At 74.7% G+C, this 17,585-nt stretch carries 16 protein-coding genes; 8 read left to right on the top strand and 8 right to left on the bottom strand.

The window, feature by feature from the left end; all coding sequences use genetic code 11:
• From VM242_12345 to VM242_12330, 4 genes are all read right to left on the bottom strand, one after another.
• On the bottom strand, positions 1 to 773 hold a 773-nt coding region (locus tag VM242_12345), incomplete at its 3' end, for a hypothetical protein (GenBank protein HVM05953.1).
• A 55-nt stretch (positions 774 to 828) separates the two neighbouring features.
• On the bottom strand, positions 829 to 1,680 hold the full coding sequence (locus VM242_12340; GenBank protein ID HVM05952.1) for an ABC transporter substrate-binding protein: 852 nt from the start codon (positions 1,678 to 1,680) through the stop codon (positions 829 to 831).
• 53 nt (positions 1,681 to 1,733) lie between these two features.
• Positions 1,734 to 4,559, bottom strand: coding sequence for a PA domain-containing protein (locus VM242_12335; GenBank protein HVM05951.1), 2,826 nt, complete (start codon positions 4,557 to 4,559; stop codon positions 1,734 to 1,736).
• A gap of 82 nt (positions 4,560 to 4,641) precedes the next feature.
• Positions 4,642 to 6,714 (bottom strand): calcium-binding protein, encoded by a 2,073-nt coding sequence (locus VM242_12330; protein ID HVM05950.1) that lies wholly within the window; start codon positions 6,712 to 6,714, stop codon positions 4,642 to 4,644.
• A 247-nt stretch (positions 6,715 to 6,961) separates the two neighbouring features.
• Between VM242_12330 and VM242_12325 the strand changes: the two genes are divergently transcribed.
• Positions 6,962 to 7,816 carry an IPT/TIG domain-containing protein gene (locus VM242_12325; protein ID HVM05949.1) on the top strand — a complete coding sequence of 285 codons (855 nt, stop codon included), beginning with the start codon at positions 6,962 to 6,964 and terminating at the stop codon, positions 7,814 to 7,816.
• A 332-nt stretch (positions 7,817 to 8,148) separates the two neighbouring features.
• On the opposite strand, the gene VM242_12320 is transcribed toward VM242_12325, so the two are convergent.
• Positions 8,149 to 9,591, bottom strand: coding sequence for a sialidase family protein (locus VM242_12320; GenBank protein ID HVM05948.1), 1,443 nt, complete (start codon positions 9,589 to 9,591; stop codon positions 8,149 to 8,151).
• Between the two features lie 4 nt (positions 9,592 to 9,595).
• Complete coding sequence (locus tag VM242_12315) at positions 9,596 to 9,829, bottom strand: hypothetical protein (protein ID HVM05947.1); 234 nt, start codon at positions 9,827 to 9,829, stop codon at positions 9,596 to 9,598.
• 51 nt (positions 9,830 to 9,880) lie between these two features.
• Here VM242_12315 and ftsH point away from each other — a divergent pair, with 51 nt between their 5' ends.
• From ftsH to VM242_12300, 3 genes are all read left to right on the top strand, one after another.
• Positions 9,881 to 11,776, top strand: a complete 1,896-nt coding sequence (ftsH, locus tag VM242_12310; protein ID HVM05946.1) for an ATP-dependent zinc metalloprotease FtsH — start codon at positions 9,881 to 9,883, stop codon at positions 11,774 to 11,776.
• Between the two features lie 333 nt (positions 11,777 to 12,109).
• The gene (locus VM242_12305; GenBank protein HVM05945.1) at positions 12,110 to 12,364 is read left to right on the top strand and encodes a hypothetical protein; all 255 of its coding nucleotides are present in this window, start codon (positions 12,110 to 12,112) and stop codon (positions 12,362 to 12,364) included.
• A complete protein-coding gene (locus VM242_12300) occupies positions 12,361 to 12,516 on the top strand; it encodes a hypothetical protein (GenBank protein ID HVM05944.1) in 156 nt (51 codons plus the stop codon). The genes VM242_12305 and VM242_12300 overlap by 4 nt, the downstream gene beginning before the upstream one ends.
• Positions 12,517 to 12,650: 134 nt before the next feature.
• Here the strand turns inward: VM242_12300 and VM242_12295 are convergent, their stop codons facing one another.
• Positions 12,651 to 14,768: a hypothetical protein gene (locus VM242_12295; GenBank protein HVM05943.1), complete on the bottom strand. Its 2,118-nt coding sequence runs from the start codon at positions 14,766 to 14,768 to the stop codon at positions 12,651 to 12,653.
• A gap of 101 nt (positions 14,769 to 14,869) precedes the next feature.
• A complete protein-coding gene (locus tag VM242_12290; GenBank protein ID HVM05942.1) occupies positions 14,870 to 15,241 on the bottom strand; it encodes a DUF2784 domain-containing protein in 372 nt (123 codons plus the stop codon).
• Between the two features lie 165 nt (positions 15,242 to 15,406).
• Here VM242_12290 and VM242_12285 point away from each other — a divergent pair, with 165 nt between their 5' ends.
• The 4 genes from VM242_12285 to VM242_12270 form a co-directional block, all read left to right on the top strand.
• Complete coding sequence (locus VM242_12285) at positions 15,407 to 15,811, top strand: hypothetical protein (GenBank protein ID HVM05941.1); 405 nt, start codon at positions 15,407 to 15,409, stop codon at positions 15,809 to 15,811.
• Entirely contained in the window at positions 15,808 to 16,011 is a 204-nt protein-coding gene (locus VM242_12280; protein ID HVM05940.1) for a DUF6186 family protein, read from the top strand. The genes VM242_12285 and VM242_12280 overlap by 4 nt, the downstream gene beginning before the upstream one ends.
• A gap of 209 nt (positions 16,012 to 16,220) precedes the next feature.
• Positions 16,221 to 16,856, top strand: coding sequence for a hypothetical protein (locus tag VM242_12275; protein ID HVM05939.1), 636 nt, complete (start codon positions 16,221 to 16,223; stop codon positions 16,854 to 16,856).
• 269 nt (positions 16,857 to 17,125) lie between these two features.
• Positions 17,126 to 17,585, top strand: a 460-nt coding sequence (locus VM242_12270) for a hypothetical protein (protein HVM05938.1), incomplete at its 3' end; no start/stop codon positions are given.

Genomic DNA, 17,585 nt, shown 5'->3' with positions numbered 1-17,585 from the left:
GCGCCCAGGCGGCCGGCCAGCGGCGAGGGGGCGATGGCCCGCCAGGTGTCGGTCGCCGGGTCGTAGGCGGCACCGTCGTCCAGGCGGTTCTCGCCGCCCGTCGTGCCGCCCCAGACGACCAGCTCCTTGCCGGTCCAGGCGAAGACGTGGCCGATGCGGGCGCCGAGCGGCGACGATGCCAGTTTCCGCCACGTGTTCGTCGCCGGGTCGTAGCCGGCCCCGTCGGCCACGGGCGATCCCGTCGTCCCCGTCCCGCCCCAGAGCAGCATCTCCCGGCCCGTCCACACCGCCGCCGGCCGTGAGGGCGGCGGCACGGGCGGTGCCGGGATCGGCCGCCAGGCGTCGGCCGACGGGTCGTAGGCGGCGCCGTGGGCGGCGCCCGACCCCGGCGCCCAGACGAGGGCGGCGCTGCCCGTCCACACCATGCGCCCGGCGGCCGGCGCCAGCGGTGCCTGCGCCATGGGCGTCCACCGGTCGGCGGCCGGGTCGTAGCGGGCGCCGTCGCCGAGGAGGGCGTCGTCGCCGTTGCCGCCCCACAGCAGCAGCTCCTTGCCGGTCCACGCGAAGGCGGGCAGGTTGCGCCCGGGCAGCGGCGAGGCCGCCATCGCCGTCCACGTGCCGGACCGGCCGGCGTCGGGCCGGGTCGTCGCCGAGGCGTCGCCACCCCCGCCGCCGCCACAGGCTGCCGCGGTCGAGGCGACCGCTGCCAGCGCGACGGCCAGGGCCCGACGAGCGGGCCGGGAGGTGTACCGCCGGTTGGGGAGCATCCGCATGGCGGCGTTTCTAGCAGCGGCCATAGTCCGGAGGAGGCGAAATCCGGCGCCCCCTCTAGGCGAGGACGGCCGAGGCCGGCTCGGCCAGGAGCTCCTCGCGGCACACGGCGGCGACATCGAGCAGCGGGAAGCCCTGGACGCGCCGGCCATGGCGGAGCGTGGCCTCCCAGCGGTCGCGGCGCATGACGAGGGGCTCGGCGGGCCCGAGCAGGTAACGGGAGAGAACGGCCCACTCCTCGCCCACCCGGTCGGCATCCACGCGGGGTATGCGAGCGCACAGCTCGGCGACACCGACGTCGGGGCGGCGGCGCAGGCCGGCCAGGGCGGCGGCGACGGCGTGCACCACGCGCTGGACGACCTCGGTGGGGACGGAGTCGGCGACCAGGAGGCCGGTCGTGTAGACGTCGGGGCCGAACGGGATGGCGCGCACCGGGATGCCGGCGCGCTGGCGGACGACGGCGATCCCGTCCTCCCACGAGCCGATGGCGTCGACCTCGCCACGAGCGAGCGAGGGTCGGGTGCCGAGCGGGTTCGGGCCGACGTGCACGGGCGGGCCGAGGCCCAGGTACTCGAGGCCGGCGCGGTACTCGGCGTCGAACCACGGGGCGTTGCTGCGCACCACGCGGGCGCCGGCCAGATCACTTGGCGTGGCCAGCGCCGAGTCGGTCGGCACGAACGCGGCCAGCGGGCTGCGCTGGTGGAGGATTGCCGCGAACCGCACCCTCGGCGGGTGGTGCGTGCCCGCGGCAGCGGCCAGGACGCCGTGGACGCCGCCCACGGCGAGGTCGGCCGCCCCGTTGCCCAGGCGGGAGAGTGCCTCGGAGCCGTGCCCGACGGCGTCGACGACGTCGAGTTGGAGGCCCTGCTCGGCGAACAGACCGCTCGCCTCTGCCGCGAAGAACGGCAGGTGGAGGCCGGGTTGTCAGGTGGGACAGAAGAGGGCGAGCCGCAGCTCGGTGGTCACCGCGGCACCGCCGCCATCCCGACGACGCCGGCCGACAGCCGGTTGCCGGCCAGGCTGCCGAAGAACGGGGCGCGGAAGGCGAACACGCCGCCGTCGGCCGCCGTCAGCCAGTAACCGGTGCCGCTGGCCACCGGCGAGAGCCCGGTGACCGGCTGGTTCAGCCGCATTCCGCCGGTCGAGCCGTGGAACTGGGCGTCGCCGAAGGCGAACACACCGCCGTCGGTCGCGACCATCCAGTACCCCCGCCCGCTGGGGGTCGGCGCGGCGGCGACGACGGGCTGGTTGAGCTTCATGCCGCCCGTCGAGCCGTAGAACTCGGCGTCGCCGAAGGCGAAGACGCCACCGTCGGCTGCGACCAGCCAGTAGCCGCCGCCGGTCGGTGTCGCCGCGCCGGAGACGATCGGCTGGTTCAGCCTGAGGTTGCCGGTGGAGCCCCGGAAGCGGGCGTCGCCGAAGGCGAACACGCCCCCGTCTGCGCCGACCAGCCAGTACCCCTGGCCCGTGCGGGTGGGGACCAGCTCGACGATCGGCGCGTTGAGGCGCCGCCCGCCGGTTCCGCCCTTGTTCGGGGCATCGCCGAACGCATGGACCGTCCCGTCCGAGCCGACCAGCCAGTAGCCCTTCCCGGTGGGCGTGGTGCTGAGGCCGGCGATGTCGCGGGCGCCCGTGGCTGACCCCAGGAACGGCGCGTCGCCGAGGGCGTACACGGCGCCGTCGGAGCCAGCCAGCCAGTAGCCGCGGCCGCCGAAGGGTGCCGGCTTCTCGAGCACCCACAGGCCCGAGTTGATGTCGCTCACCACGATGTGGGTCGGCGTGTAGTCGACGCCCACCACGAACGCTTTCCCGGGGTAGGTGCCGGTGGGGTCGGGCCGGTCGGGCGGCACGAACCAGGCGATCTCCGACGGCTGGCCGCTGCCCAGGTCGAGGACCCGGAGGCCGTCGGTGTTCCACGCCACGTAGGCGCGGTCGTCCTCGACCACGGCGTGGTGCACCGAGTAGATGCCGCGGGGGTCGGGCGGGGGCATCTGCAGCGAGCGGGCGGTGCGGAAGGTGGCCACCTCGCTCGGGGCGGCGGGGTTGGTGACGTCGATCACGCGCAGCCCGCCCCACTCGCCGGGAAGATCCTTCATGGCGCCGAACACCCGCTGGCCGCCCGTGCACCGGCCGGTGGCGGGGTCGATGGCCGGGCACATCGTGTTGCGGATTGCGTCGCCCGCCGGCCGGGTGATCTGCATGCCGGGGATCGACACGTCGCCGGTGAGGGCGCCGTTCTGGTCGGTGGGCTCGCGCGGCGTCCCCGTGGGGGGGAACCCGGCGACCGCCTCGGCGGGCAGGGCGGTGCGGGCGACGATCACCACGCCGAGGGCGCCGTCGTCCTGGGCCCGCCGCACCCGGCTGTTGAAGGTGCAGGCCGTCGTCGCGAGGGTGGGCTGGGTGGCGGGCTCGGGCTCGACGTCGGCGAACATGATCTTGCCTCGCGGGTCGGCCAGGTACGGGTCGGCGGGGATGCTGGTCCCGGCCACGCGCGGGCGGTCGGGGCAGCCCCGGCCGACGTACGCCAGCTCGCCCCGCACCTCGCCGCCCGGGCGCATGTGGATCTGGCTGACGTACTTCTGGTCGAAGGCGGTGAACAGGTCCGAGCAGCCGACCTTGGCGCCGGCGATCGAGGCGGGGGAGTCCACGACGAAGGCGGAGGTGGGCCACCACCAGTCCTCGTCGGCTACCAGGGCCAGCTCCCGGCCGGCCACCCGGGCGGTGGCCGAGTAGGCGGCCTGGCCCTCGACGCTCCAGTCGGCCGGGTACGCCCACCGGCCCAGGGTCTTGGGATTGGCGAGGTCGGTGATGTCGACCGTGAACAGGCCACCGTCGAGGTAGGGGACGTAGAGCTTGGCGGCATCGGAGCTGAACGACGGCGTCCGGCTCCCCGACCGGGGGTAGCACCCGTGGTTGTTGACGACGTTGGGCGGCTCGCCGAGGGGCGGCCACACGCCGAGCTGGACCGGGTCGGCGGGATCCGTCACGTCGACGATGCGGATGTCGGTGGCGGGGGTGTTGCGGGCCGAGCCGTCGGGCCGGCCCGACACCGACAGGATCCGGCCGTCGGCGATGCGTCGGAGGTCGACGGAGAACTGGTCCTGGGCGCAGCGGGCCTCGCTGCCCGCCGGCGGCCGGGCGCAGCCCAGCGCCTGGGGGTCGAAGTTCTCGAAGTCCGCCATGTACCGGCCGAGGAAGCGGGGCTTGTCCGGGTCGGTGACGTCGTAGTAGGCGACTCCCCGGTCGGCGAAGCTCCCCGGCTGCACCACGCCGAGCGTCCGGAAGGTGATGGGGTCGTAGAGGCAGGAGGTGTACGCGATGGCGGCCAGGGCGCCCTTGAACCTCGGCGTGCTCACCTGGAGGGCGGCCACGTCGCGCGCGGCCTGGCCGTCGGGCACGGGGATGGTGGCGGCGACGCGCGGCTGCGCCGGATCGCTCAGGTCGACGACCTTGACGGGGACGTTGACGCAGGGAGGAGCGATGTTGAGCGAGGCCACGGTCGTGTTGGCGGTCTGCATCGTGTTCATCGGGATGGCGCCGGCGGCGACGATGGCCGTGTTGCCGACCACGGCCAGCTCGCCGTTGAGGCCCTGCCCGCCGAGGTCGTTGTAGCCGACGATCCTGAGGCCGTTGGCCTGGGCGTCGGCCGGGATCGACGCGGCCGCCGTCTGGGCGGCGCCGGTCCCGGGCAGCGCCGGCAGGGCGGCGACGAGGACGAGGCCGACCGTGGTGGCCATCGCCCGGTGGCGGCGCCCGTCGCGTGCCCGGAAGGTGCTTCGCCTGATCATGGTTCCTGCCTCCGCCCGTGTCCCGGCGCCGACGTGGCGTCCGGGGGTCGTCGTCGTCGCATTCGTCGGTCGCCTCCGCTGCTCACCGCAGGAACGGGGCGATGCCGACCACCGGTTGCACCAGGTTGAGGTTCCCGACCGACCCGTAGAAGTTCGCCCCCCCGAAGGAGAAGATGCCGCCGTCGGCGGCGCCCAGCCAGTAGGCGGCGCGGCTGCCGCCCGAGCCGATGCCCACGATCGGCCGGCGCAGCGCCAGAGCGCCCGTGGACCCGGAGAACAGGGCGTCCCCGAAGGCGAAGACGCCGCCGTCGGCGGCCACCAGCCAGTAGCCGGTGCCCGACGCGGCGGCCATGCCCACGACCGGCTCGTTCAACGTGAGAGCGCCCGTCGAGCCGGAGAACACGGCGTCGCCGAAGGCGAACACGCCGCCGTCGGACGCGGCCAGCCAGTACCCGGCACCGCCGGGGGTCGCCGCCATGCCCACGACCGGCTTGTTGAGGGTGAGCGCCCCCGTCGAGCCGAGGAAGGCGGCGTCGCCGAAGGCGAACACGCCGCCGTCGGACGCGACCAGCCAGTACCCGGCCCCCGTCGGGGTCGCCGCCATCCCGACGACCGGCTTGGCCAGGCGGATCCCGGCGGCCGACCCGTGGAACGGCGCGTCGCCGAAGCCGAACAGGCCACCGTCGGCGGCCACGATCCAGTACCCGGCCAGGGAGCGGGGCAGCTTGGCCGTCTCGACGTCGGAGCCGACGTTGTCGCGCTCTCCCTCCTCGCCGTCGTCGGCGCGGCCGTCGCGCGTGACGGTGACCCGGTTGACGCGGAGCGAGTAGTCGGCCGTGTCCGCCCCGGGGCCGCCGTGCATGACGTCGGCACCGTTGGCGAAGCCCTCCTCGTCGAAGGTGTCGTCCCCGTCGCCGCCGCGCAGGAGGTCGTCGCCGGTGCCCCCGAGGAGCACGTCGTCGCCGGCCCCGGCGTCAATCACGTCGTTGCCCTGCATGCCCGAGATCCGGTTGGCGGCAGCGTTTCCCGTGAGGGTGTCGTCCTTGGTGCCACCGGTGAGGTTCTCGACGTCGGTCCCGATGTTGTCGCCCTCGCTGGGCCCCCCCGTGGGGACGCCGAAGGCGCCGTCGTTGGCCACCCCGTCGATGGTGAGGTTCACCGCGTCGTCCCGGCCCTCGTAGCTGGCCGTGTCGGTGCCGGCGCCGCCGTTGAGGACGTCGGCACCGTTGGGGATGCCGAGGCCGTGACGGAACGTGTCGTCGCCGGCACCGCCGTTCTCGGTGTCGTTACCGTTGCCGCCGTCGATGGTGTCGTTGCCGTCCCCGCCGTTGAGCGTGTCGTCGCCGTTCCCGCCGTTCAGGACGTCGTTGCCCGCATCGCCGTTGACGGTGTCGGCGCCCTCGCCGCCGTTGATCGTGTCGTTGCCACCGCCGCCGTTGAGGGTGTCGGCGCCGGCGTCGCCGTTGATCGTGTCGTTGCCACCGCCGCCACTGGCTGTGTCGTTGCCGGCACCCCCGGTGACGGTGTCGGCGCCGGCGCCGCCGGTGAGGGTGTCGTTGCCGCCCTGCCCGTTGACCGTCACCGGCGCAGTCGACGGGGCGCCGGTTCCCGCCCCGCCGCCGGCGGAGAGCACGTCGTCGCCGCCGCCGCCCAGCAGCTGGCGGTCGCCGACCGCAGTATCGACGCCTCCGAGCGTGACATCGGCGTCGTCGTCGTCGTTGAGGTTGATGCCCGTCGTCCCGAGGACGATCGTGTCGGCGCCGGCCGAGCCGACGACGATCACGCCGTCGCCCGTGCCGGCGCCGAGGTCGACGTCGAACTCGATCTCCGCCGCGCCCGTCCCCTCGGCCGCCACACCCGGCGCGAACGCGCCGGTGGAGAGATCGATGCGCAGGTCCTGGTTGTTCGCCGCCGTCCCCCGGACGGAGATGGTGTCGGTGGTGGTGACGGTCGGGCCCCCGGCGCAGGCGATCGCCGTGGTCACCCCGGAGACTCGCTGCTCCACGGAGATGGCGTCACCCGTGCGGAAGACCCGCACCTCCTGGTTGGCCGCGTCGAACGTGATGGTCACCGTGCCGCCGGCGAACGCGCAAGCGACGGCGGCGGCCGCCGGTGAGGCCGTGGCGACCAGCCCCACGCCGGCGAGGGCCGCCATGACCATCGCCCTGGTCCGAGCCCCCTTGCGGCAACGAACCTGTCCCCCGATCACTCTCTGCGCCCCTCCCTCGCCACTGGCACCGGCCGGCGAACATCCCGGCCCCGCTCTCAGAGCCGGCTGACCTTAAGCACGGGCGGCGCCGGTGTCAATACTTCACGCGGGATGCACGCACCTATTGCTGCGGGACGTCCGGGGGCGTAGTCTTACGCCGTACACCTGTCGTTCGGGGAGAGGGAGTCGACGCATGAAGAATCGTCAAGTCCGGGGCCTGTTCGCTGTCGGTGGTGGGATCGCCCTCACCGTCGCGATGTTCGGGGCGGTCGCATGGGCATGCGTGCCGTCGGCCCGCGTCACCCTCAGCCCCACGAGCGGCGCCGTCGGCACCGACATCGGCGTGACCGGCTCGAGCTTCGACGCCAGCGCCACCGAGGTCAACGTGTGGTGGGGCGCCGTCGGCACGGCGGGCACCAAGCTGGCCACGACCACCGTCGCCGCCGACCGCACCATCAGCGTGAGCTTCAAGGTCCCCGAGTCCGTCGGTGGCAACCACATCGTGAGCGTCACCCAGCACCGTGCGGACGGCACGTCGATCGGCAACCCCACGAACGCCACCTTCAAGGTGCTGGCCCCGGGCACCACCGCCCAGGCGCCGAACCTCCAGGGCGCGGCGCAGGACGCCGACGGCGCCGCCGGCCTGGCGCCGGCCACCGTCGAGACGCCGGCCCCGGCGCCGGCCACCTCGACCGCCGCCGCCCCGGCACGGACGACGACCCAGTCGCGCACCGCCGCTCCGGCGCCGGCCCGCACCGCCCAGCCCGCTCCCGCGGCAGCGGCGCAGCCGGCTCCCGCAGCCGCTCCCGCTCCGGCTCCCGCTCCGGCCGCCGAGACGCCGGCACCGGCGCCGGCCGTGGAGACCCCGGCTCAGACCTTCGATCCCGCCCCCGTCACGCCCGTCGAGGGCGCGGCAGCGGAGCGGCCGAGCCGCTCCGACACGCCGCTGGCGACGCTGATCGCCCTCGCCATCCTCTCCCTCGGCTTCATCGGGACGGGCACGGCGATCTTCATGAACGAGCGCAAGCGGGTCCGGGCCCGGGCCTAGCCGTTCGACCATCTCGCTGCGGGGCGCCCCTCCGGGGGCGCCCCGTTCCGCGTGGCGGGGCGGGCAGTCCACCCGTCGCGCTCGAGGGGCCTCCAACCCCCGGCGGCAGGCCCGTCCGGCGGCAGGAACGGGCGGTCCCGCTGGGACTCTGGCGGCAAGAACGGGCGGATGGCGCCCCTTGCTGCCGCCGGAAGCGGCCGGGGCGGTGAGCGGCGCGGCTGCGCGGTCGGCGGTCCCGCTGGGACTCTGGCGGCAAGAACGGGCGGATGGCGCCCCTTCCTGCCGCCGGAAGCGGCGGGAACGGTCGTCGTCGACGCCGCCGTGGTGGAACGTCAGGCGTCGGGGAGGCGGCGGGCGGCGCCGTCCGCGGTGACCTTGACGGGCGCGCCCACGATGTCGGTGCGCCGGGTCTGGAGCCCCCCTAGGCGGGTGTCGGGCCAGGCGACGTAGGCGCCGTCCGCCAGCGAGATCAGCCCGAGGGCGCTGCCCAGGTCGGGCCCGGCGCCGGCCGCCTCCCGCGGGCTGACGGGAAGCCAGGCCCGGAGGAACGGCTGGTTGAGGGGCGCAGCGGGCCCGAAGGTCCTCCCGCCGTCGGTCGACGCGGTGAACCGGATTCGGGTCGGGCCGCCCTCCGCGTCCTCCACCTGGGCGTACACCACGTCGAGGCGGCCGTCAGGGCCGAGTCCGAGCTGGGGCAGCAGCGCCGCCCCGCCGCCGGCGTCGACCCGCCGGGGCGGCTGCCAGGTCGTCCCGGCGTCGCGCGACGTCGACAGGAGGATCGCCGGCGTCCCCGACCGGCGGTCGGACCAGGCCACGTGCACGGTCCCGTCGTGCTCGGCGGCCACCGCCGGTAGGGGCGGGAGGAACACCAGGAACGGCTCGGGGGGCACCACGGCGGGGTCGACCGTCGTCTCGCTGAACGTGGCACCACCGTCGCGGGATGTGGCCGCCACCAGCTCGAACGTGCCGTCGTAGCGACCTTCGACGTTCTGGAAGTCGAAGGCGTCCCGCCGGTAGTCGAAGTAGACCACGGTGACGGACCCGTCCCCAGCCAGCGCCGGCACGGCGGCGCCGATCCGGTCGCGCGACGTGCCGCTGACCTGCACCGGATCGCCGAACGTGAGTCCGCCGTCGGTCGAGACGCGCATCATCACCCGGGCGGGCGGCACCATCTGGAGGAAGCCGACGCCGCTTCCCTCGACCCACGACAGGTAGAGCCGGGCGGGCGAGGTGGTCGGGTCGACGACCAGTCGGACCATGAACTTCTGGGCGTCCAGCACCCGGCGGGGCGGGTCGAAGGTCCGGCCACCGTCGGCCGACCGGGTCAACCACACCGCGGACGGCACGTTCCCGGCACCGGCCAGGGTGACGAAGGCCAGGTGCAGGACACCGCTGCCGTCGAACCCGAGCGACGTGCTGTAGCAGCGCTCGGTGCCGGCGGGCAGGGCGGGCGTGGTGGTCGCCCACGTTGCACCGGCGTCGAAGCTGGCGGCCACCACGCAGGAGTACGCAGGCAGCTCGACGCGGTGCCCGACGACGAAGTTGCGCGCGTCCTTCGGGTTGGCGGCGAGAACGGGCGTGCTCGCCGCCCGGATCACCGACTCGTCGGTCTCCTCGCCGACCTGGACCCCGGCCTCCGGTACCGGTCGGGGGGCGCGACCGATTCCCCCGGCGCCGTCGCCGTCGTCGCTCCCGCCGCACGCGGCGAGGCAGAGCGCGAGCACGAGGCTCACGGCGGCGGCGCGGGAGGGCGCCGTCCCCGGTCGGAGCGTCACGGGGTCAGCGTGCCGCCAGTACCAGCATCCATACGAACACCGCGATCCCGATCACCCAGCAGGCGATCGATATGGCGACGAGCCGGGGTTGCCAGGTCCCGCCACCCAGACCCTTCCTCGTCCCCTTGTCCTCCAGCGACATGCACACCCCCGCCTCGGTCCCCCGGCCCCCCGCCTCCGACCGGCCCGCCGACCGGCGTGAGGCCCGGGGTGGGCCGGCCCCAGTATCCTGGGGCACCGCAGCACTATACGGACGCCTATTCCGCGGCTCAAGGGTGGGGAGGCACGCTTGTCGAAATCCTCGGGGACCGGCGCCATCTGGCGACGCCCCGTCTTCTGGGTGGGGCTGGCCATCCCGACGTTCCTCGCGCTCTACGTGGTGCTGCTCCTGGCCACCCTCCCCGAGGAGACGGGGCGCGAGATCAGCTTCGCCGAGCTCCGCCAGCGGATGGTCGACAAGGAGGTGACCTCGGCGGTCTACCTCGACTTCGACAACCGCGTGCTCCTGCGGTCCGCCGGGGAGCAGTTGTGGGCCGCACTCCCCGGCAACGAGGGCATCGTCGCCGGGGTCCTGAGCACCGCCCTCGAGCAGGGCATCCCGATCGAGACGGACTCCCAGTCGATCAAGAAGTTGCTTGTCCCGCTCTCCGTGCTCGTTCCGGCGTTGCTGTTCGTGAGCGTCCTCCTCTTCGTACACCTCGGCCTGCGGGGCGGCGGCCTCGGTCGGTCGAGGCAGCGCAAGAAGGCGACCGACCGGTCGGTCACCTTCGCCGACGTGGCCGGGAACGACGACGCCGTCGAGGAGGTCCGCGAGCTGCGCGACTTCCTGATGCACCCGGAGCGGCTCAAGGAGATCGGCGCCCAGCCGCCCAAGGGCATCCTCCTGGTGGGGCCGCCGGGCACCGGCAAGACGCTGCTGGCCCGGGCGATCGCAGGCGAGGCCGGGGTGCCCTTCTTCTCGATCTCGGGCACCGACTTCGTGGAGATGTTCGTGGGCGTCGGCGCCGCCCGGGTGCGCGACATCTTCAAGCAGGTCCGCCAGAGCGCACCCGCCATCCTCTTCATCGACGAGCTGGACGCCGCCGGCAAGGCAAGGGGTGGCGGCACCGCCGAGGGGAGCGGGAGCGACGAGCGGGACCAGACGCTCAACCAGCTGCTGGTGGAGATGGACGGCTTCGACCAGTACTCGGGCGTCGTTCTCATCGGCGCCACGAACCGCCCCGACGTCCTCGACCCCGCCCTGCTCCGCCGGGGGCGGTTCGACCGCCAGGTGGTGGTCGACCGGCCCGACCGGGGCGGTCGCGTCGCCATCCTCCGGGTCCATGCCAAGGGGAAGCAGCTCGACCCGCGGGTGGACCTCGACGCGGTCGCCGCCCGGACCCCCGGGTTCACGGGCGCCGACCTGGCCAGCATGATGAACGAGGCGGCGCTGCTCGCCGCCCGGCGCAACCGGGCGGCGATCGGCGTCCAGGAGCTGGAGGAGGCGGCCGACCGGGTGCTGGCCGGCAACGAGCGGGCCCGGCTCCTCACGGCCGAGGAGAAACGGGCGGTCGCCTACCACGAGGGTGGTCATGCCGTCGTCGCCTGGGCGGTGCCGGGCAGCGACCCGGTGACCAAGATCTCCGTGGTGAGCAGGGGAAACGCCCTGGGCATGACGTGGATGGTCCCCGACGAGGAGCGGTTCATCGTCACCAAGTCGGAGCTGCTCGGACGGATGGCGATCTCCCTCGGCGGCATGGCGGCCGAGGAGCTCGTGCTGGGCGAGCCGACGAGTGCCCCCCGCGCCGACCTGCGCCGGGTGAGCGCCATCGCCCGCCAGATGGTGTGCGAGCTGGGCATGAGCGAGTCGCTCGGCCGCCTCGCCCTGGGTCGCCAGCTGGAGAACCCCTACCTGGGCGGCGACATGTTCCACCGCGACTTCTCGGAATCGGTGGCCCTCGAGATCGACCGGGAGATGCGCCGGGTGAGCGAGGAGGCCTACGCCATGGCCCACGAGATCCTCGTCGCCAACCGCCAGCTCCTCGACTCCCTGGCCGGCGCCCTCGTCGAGGTCGAGACGATCCGGGACCCGGAGCTCTCGGAGTATGCGGCCGCAGTGGTGCAGCCCGAGAAGCACCGGGCCGCCCGAGGCCGCGACGGACGGCTTGCGGTCCGGGGCCTGCCCGTCCCCAAGCAGACCGGCTGAGCGACCGTTCGGCCCTCGCAGCGGGTAGCTGGGAGTTCGACGGTTTGCCCGCTGCGTCGTCCTGAGCCCGGCCCGCCGCCGGCGCGCCTCGTCGGGCCGCTGAGCGGGCGGCCCCTCAGGACGAGCCCGCGGCCGCGCCGAGGTAGGCGGCGGACAGCTCCTCCTGCAGGTCGGCGGGCTCGCCGACGGCGGTCACCCGCCCGCGCACCATCAGCGCCGCGTAGTCCGCCACCCGCTGGACGACCCGCGCCGACTGCTCGGCGAGCAGGATCGACGCGCCGCCGGGCAGCCACCTCGGACACCGTCTCGGCCACCCTCAAGGCGGCTGCCGGCGTGTCGCGCGCGGTCGTCTACCCGGCCCAGGCGGTGGCCCGGAGCCGGGTTCTCGCCTACGGGCAGGACCTGGCGGCGGCGGAGATCCCCCTGGTGGCCACCGATGAGGCGCCGCTCACCGGGGCGACGTACTCGGGCTTCGTCAACGACATGCGCGACAGGCAGATCGAACTGGTCATCACCACCCTCGAGCTGAACGGCATGGCCGACCTGGCCAAGGCGTTCCGCGCACCGCCGGGTGGGAGCCCAAGGTGAAGTTCGCGCCGGCGCCCGTCCTGGTGGCGACCGGCTCGGGCACGCTGGCCCGCCGGCCCGAGGGCCGGGCGGTCGCCGGGAAGCCGGGCGTGCGCCCCGTCGCGGCCGCCGACGGCCTGGCCCCGTGCCGGCTCTGCGATCCCTACGCCTGACGCGGGCACCGAAGCCGGGCGCCGGCGCTTCTTCGGTCACTTTCCCACCTCCCAGGTGGGTTTCTCGACAAAGAACGTGGACCAGCTCGCCCGCCGCCGAGCCCGCTCCCCTGCAGATCGCGGCGCGCCGGCGGTCACTCCCGGGCGGCCACCCCGACCACGGGCCGGGCCAGGCGGATGGCGCCCGTCGAGCCGGCGAACGGGTGCGTCCCGAAGGCGAACACCCCGCCGTCGGCCGCCCCCGTCCAGTAGCCGTCGTAGCTCGAACTGGCCGTCATCCCCACCACCGGGCTGGCCAGGCGGAGGGCGCCCGTCGACCCGAAGAACCCGGCCTTGAAGGCGAAGACGCCGCCGTCGGCGGCGACCAGCCGGTAGCCCTCGCCGTCGGGGTCAGCGGCCATCCCCACCACCGGGCTGGCCAGGCGCAGGCCGCCGGTCGACCCGTGGAACTGGGCGTCGCCGAAGGCGAAGACGCCGCCGTCGGCGGCGACCAGCCAGTAGCCCCGTCCCGACGGCGTGGCCGCCATCCCCACCACCGGGCTGGCCAGGCGGATCGCCCCGGTCGACCCGTGGAAGACGGCGTCGCCGAAGGCGAACACACCGCCGTCGGACGCCACCAGCCAGTACCCGAGCCCCGACGGTGTCGCCGCCATGCCCGCGATCGGGCGGTTGAGGCGCTGGGCGCCGGTGGACCCGGCGAAGCGGGCGGCGCCGAAGGCGAACACACCGCCGTCGGCGGCGACCAGCCAGTAGCCGTCGCCGCCGGGCTTGCCCGCCATCCCGACGACCGGCCGGGCGAGCGTCATCCCGCCGGTCGAGCCGAGGTACGGCGCGTCGCCGAAGGCGAAGACCCCGCCGTCGGACGCAACCAGCCAGTACCCGCGGTGCGGTGGCGCTGCGGCCAGGTAGCGGGCCAGCACCATCTGGTCGGACGGGCGCCCGCCGAAGTTCACGCTTCCCGCCGCCACGATCCTGCCGTCGGCCTGGAGGGCGACCGCCTCGGCGACCGCGTCCGGCTGGGGCCCGATGTCGGTGGTCGTCTTCCCGTCGCCGTCGAAGGTGGGGTCCAGGGCGCCGCTCGGCAGGTGGCTGGCGACCGCGAACCTGGACCGGCCGCCGACGATGCCGTAGCCGGCGGTGACGATGCGGCCGTCGGGACGCACGGCCACGGCGAAGGCCGACGAACCGTCGCCGAAGGCGGTCACCACCGCGCCGTCGCCGTCGAAGCTGCGGTCCGGGGCCCCGTCGGCGAGGTAGCGCAGGAGGGTGGCGTGTCGGGAACCGCCGGCGTCGGTCCCGCCGGCGACCACGATCCGGCCGTCGGCCTGGAGGGCGAGCGCCCGGGCGTGGCCGGATGGCCCCACCAGCACGCCGTCGGCGTCGAACGTGGTGTCGAGGGCCCCCGCGGCCGTGTACCGAGCCAGCGAGAGGCGGGCCGCGCCTGCGGCCGTCGTCTCGGCCCAGCCGAGGACGACGACCCGGCCGTCGGGTTGTACGGCGAGGTCGTCGGCGCCGTTCATGCCGGCGGCGCCGAAGTCGGTGACGACCTTGCCGTCGCCGCCGAAGGTGGTGTCCAGCGCCCCGCCGGGGGTGTAGCGCACGAGGGCGACGTCGAACACGCCCAGTTGGCCCGTGGCTCCACCGACGACGATCCTGCCGTCGGGGTGGAGCGCGGCGGCGGCCACGCGGTCGCTGACGACGACGGCGGGCTCCGTGGCCGTCCCGACCTCCGTCGTCACTCGTCCGCCGGTGCCGAAGCCGGTGTCCGGTGCCCCGTCGGGGAGGAAGCGGAACACGGCGAAGTCGTCGCCCGTCGTGCCCGTCGCCAGCGTGCCGGCCAGGACGATCCTCCCGTCGGGCTGGACCAGCACCCGGGGCTCCCCCATGTCCGGCACGGTCACCTTCCCGGCCGAGCCGAACGAGGCGTCCACGGCGCCGGTGGGCCCGAACCGGGTCAGCGTGACGCCGCCGGTGCCGCCCGCCGCGGCCAGGACCCGGCCGTCGGGCAGGGAGGCGACGTCCACGCCCCGGAAGGCGTGCTCGGACGTCGAGACCCTCCCGTCGCCGTCGAAGCTCGGGTCGAGGCTCCCGTGGGAGGCGTCGGCGGGGCCGGCCCCGGCGAGCGTGGCCGCGAACACCGCCGCGGCGGCCACCGCGGCGGCCACCGGGCCGGGGCACCGCCGCCTGCTCCTCTCCGGCGCGGTGGGCGGTCGGATGTCGCCGGCGGTGGCCCCGGGCGTCGGGTGGCTCATGGTGCGCTCCCTTCCTGGCCCGCGGCGCGGGCTGCGGACGAACGAGTTGGACGCCGGCGTGCCGGCGCCGCTTCCCCCGGTCGTCCCGAATGTGACCGAGATCACACGGCGCGAGGGCCGAGCGACGCCCGCCGCCGCCGCACGAGGGCGGCGTAGCCGGCGGCGACGATCCCGGCGATCACCAGGCGGAGCGCCCCCGTGTACTCCTCGGGGTAGATGACCCCCTCCACGTAGCGGTCGACGAACCCCCCGGCGTAGCCCTCGTCGCCCGCCCGACGTCGGAACCACTTCTCCAGCGGGGTGAGGGGGCAGGGGAGGCCGACGGTGACGCTCCCCGCCGCCCACGCCAGCGCCGGCAGGTGGGCCCATGCCACCGCCGGCCACCGCCACGCGAGCACGGACCCCACGGCGACGAAGATGATGAAGCCGAGGTGGAACACGACGACGCCATCGGCGAGGGCCCGGTAGAGCATGACGACTCCGCCCGCGACGCTACCTCCGGCGGGGTGCCCCGGCCGCGCCCGGCCCGAGGACGCGGGCCCGGCGGAATGGCCCAGCCGCGCCCGACCCGAGGACGCGGGCCCGGCGGGGTGCCCCGGCCGCGCCAGCCGCGCCCCCGAGGGCGCGGGCCCGGCGGCGTGCCCCGGCCGCGGCCGGCCCGGGCACCCCGCCGGCTCCGGGACCGGGCCGTCGTCGCCGCGGCGTCGGCCCTGGTCGTGGCCGCCGCGTGGTGGGCCGTGGGGCTGCGCCCGTTCTCGGGGGCGGCGACGGCGGCCGTGCTCGCCGCTGGGGTCGCGGCCATGGCGTGGGGCGCCCGCTCGCTCCGGCCCCGTCCCCCGCCCGTCGACCTCCGCGCCGCCGCCGGCTGGCTCGTCGTGGCCGCCGCGACGGCGGCCTGGGAGCTGGTCGCCTTCGTCCAGCACCCCCGCGAGGACCACCCGACCCTCAGCTCGATGACCAACGCCCTGCTCGACTCCCGCCCGGCCCGGGCCGCCGCGTTCGTGGCCTGGCTCGCCGCCGCCGCCGCCCTCGCACGGCGATGAGCGGCACCGTCACCGTGGTGGGCTACGTCGTGATCGCCGTCTGCGCCGTGGCCGTCGAGGTCGCCGGCCGCCGGGGCCGGGGGGCCCGCCTGTCGCAGGTGCTCTCGAGGGGCCTGGCCCGCCCGCCCGTGCGCCTCGCCGTCCTCGCCGCCTGGCTGTGGCTGGGGTGGCACGTCTTCGTCCGGGTCGACTGGCGGTGAATGGTGCCGGCGGGCCGCCGAGAGCTCCGCCAGCCGACGGCGTCCGCCGGTGGCGGGCCCAGCGGGAGCCGTAGCCGGGCCAGGCCGGTCAGCTCGATGCCGGCCGGATCCCGGGCGCGGTCGGCGAACATCTCACGGCTCGGTCCTGTCGAGTGCTGACCGTCCGGACGAGTGATGGCGGTGCAAACCCGAGGAACCCGTTGCGAGACATGAAAGGCAACGATATGGTCCGCGCCGCGCGCGGCATCGTCGCTGTGTTGGTCACCACCGTGGCCGCCGCCGGGTGCAGCGGCGGGAAGGCCACACCGGCCGAGCCGACCGTCCCCACCGCCGTCTCGACGTCGTCGACCACCGCGCCTATCGACGTCTCGGTCATCCCGCCGACCATCGACGAGCCCTACCTGAACGCGGTCCTGGCGGCCCTCGACGAGGTCGACAGCGAGGCGACGCGCATGATCGTCGCAGCCAAGAACCTGACACCGCCCGCGGCTGAGTACCTCAACGCCATATATAGCGACGAGGCGATGCGACGTGAGGCCGACGGATGGTTCGAGAGTCTCGCCGATGATCCTCAGCTGAGCGGCATCCGACCCAATCCTGGCAAGCGGCGAACGGTTGTCGATCGCGTCATCGTGGCTTCGCCAGGGTGCGTGTGGATGGCAGTGCGACGGGACTACTCGGCACGGAATGTGAAGGCCGTTCCGGATCGGTTGGAGTACATCGCCCTTCGACCTCTGGATTCTTCGAACGATCCGCGAAAGATCAATCCCACTGCATGGATGATCACGACCGACGGCTTCCGAGCTGACGGCCTGGAACCCTCGAACCCTTGTCCCGCAAGCTAGGCGCCGTTCTCGGCGCCGTTGTCGCCGGTCTGCTTGGCGCTCCAGGCGCGCAAGCGGCACAGGACACCAGCGTTCCAACGGGCACGCAACCGCTCGGCATTGACGTGAAGGCGAAGCAGGGAGATCCCGGAGTCACCTACGACGTGGCGGCCAGCACCGAGGGCGAGGCGGTTGACACGGCAGGGGCTCGGCGGCGGACGAGCCGTGGAGGACCAGCGCAGGTCTTCTACGCGACGTTCCCGACGGTCGAGACTCAGGCCGACGGGCAAATGTGCGTCCGCACCCGACGCCGGGCCTACCCCAACCCCGTGGGGGCGGCCGCCGCCACGGACGCGCAGAACGCCTTGTGGCGTCTGGCGGCGGCGTCGTTCCCGCTCTGCGCGCGCACGCCGGTGCCCGAGTCGACGCCGGCGGCGCAGGCTGCGGAGTTCTGGCGGGTGGTGGGGGAGGACCTGCTCCCCAGGCCCGCACCACGCATCGCTCCCGGCTACATGCTGGCCGGCAAGCTCGCCTACCTCGAGGCCGGCACGGTGCCGTTCGCCACGTTCGAGCACCCGACCCCGGCCGGTGTGCTGCGGATCGAGGCCAGGGCCGAGGGCTGGGTCGACTGGGGCGACGGCTCGCCGCTCGACGGCCCGTACGACCACGCCGGCGGACCATGGCCGGACGGCACCATCACGCACTACTGGACCGACGTGGGCCGGTACGACGTCCGGGTGGTCCAGCGGT

This window comes from Acidimicrobiales bacterium, assembly GCA_035540975.1.
Classification (GTDB): domain Bacteria; phylum Actinomycetota; class Acidimicrobiia; order Acidimicrobiales.
The sequence above is the reverse complement of the archived record's forward strand: the minus strand, read 5'-3'. Positions and strand labels throughout refer to the sequence as shown.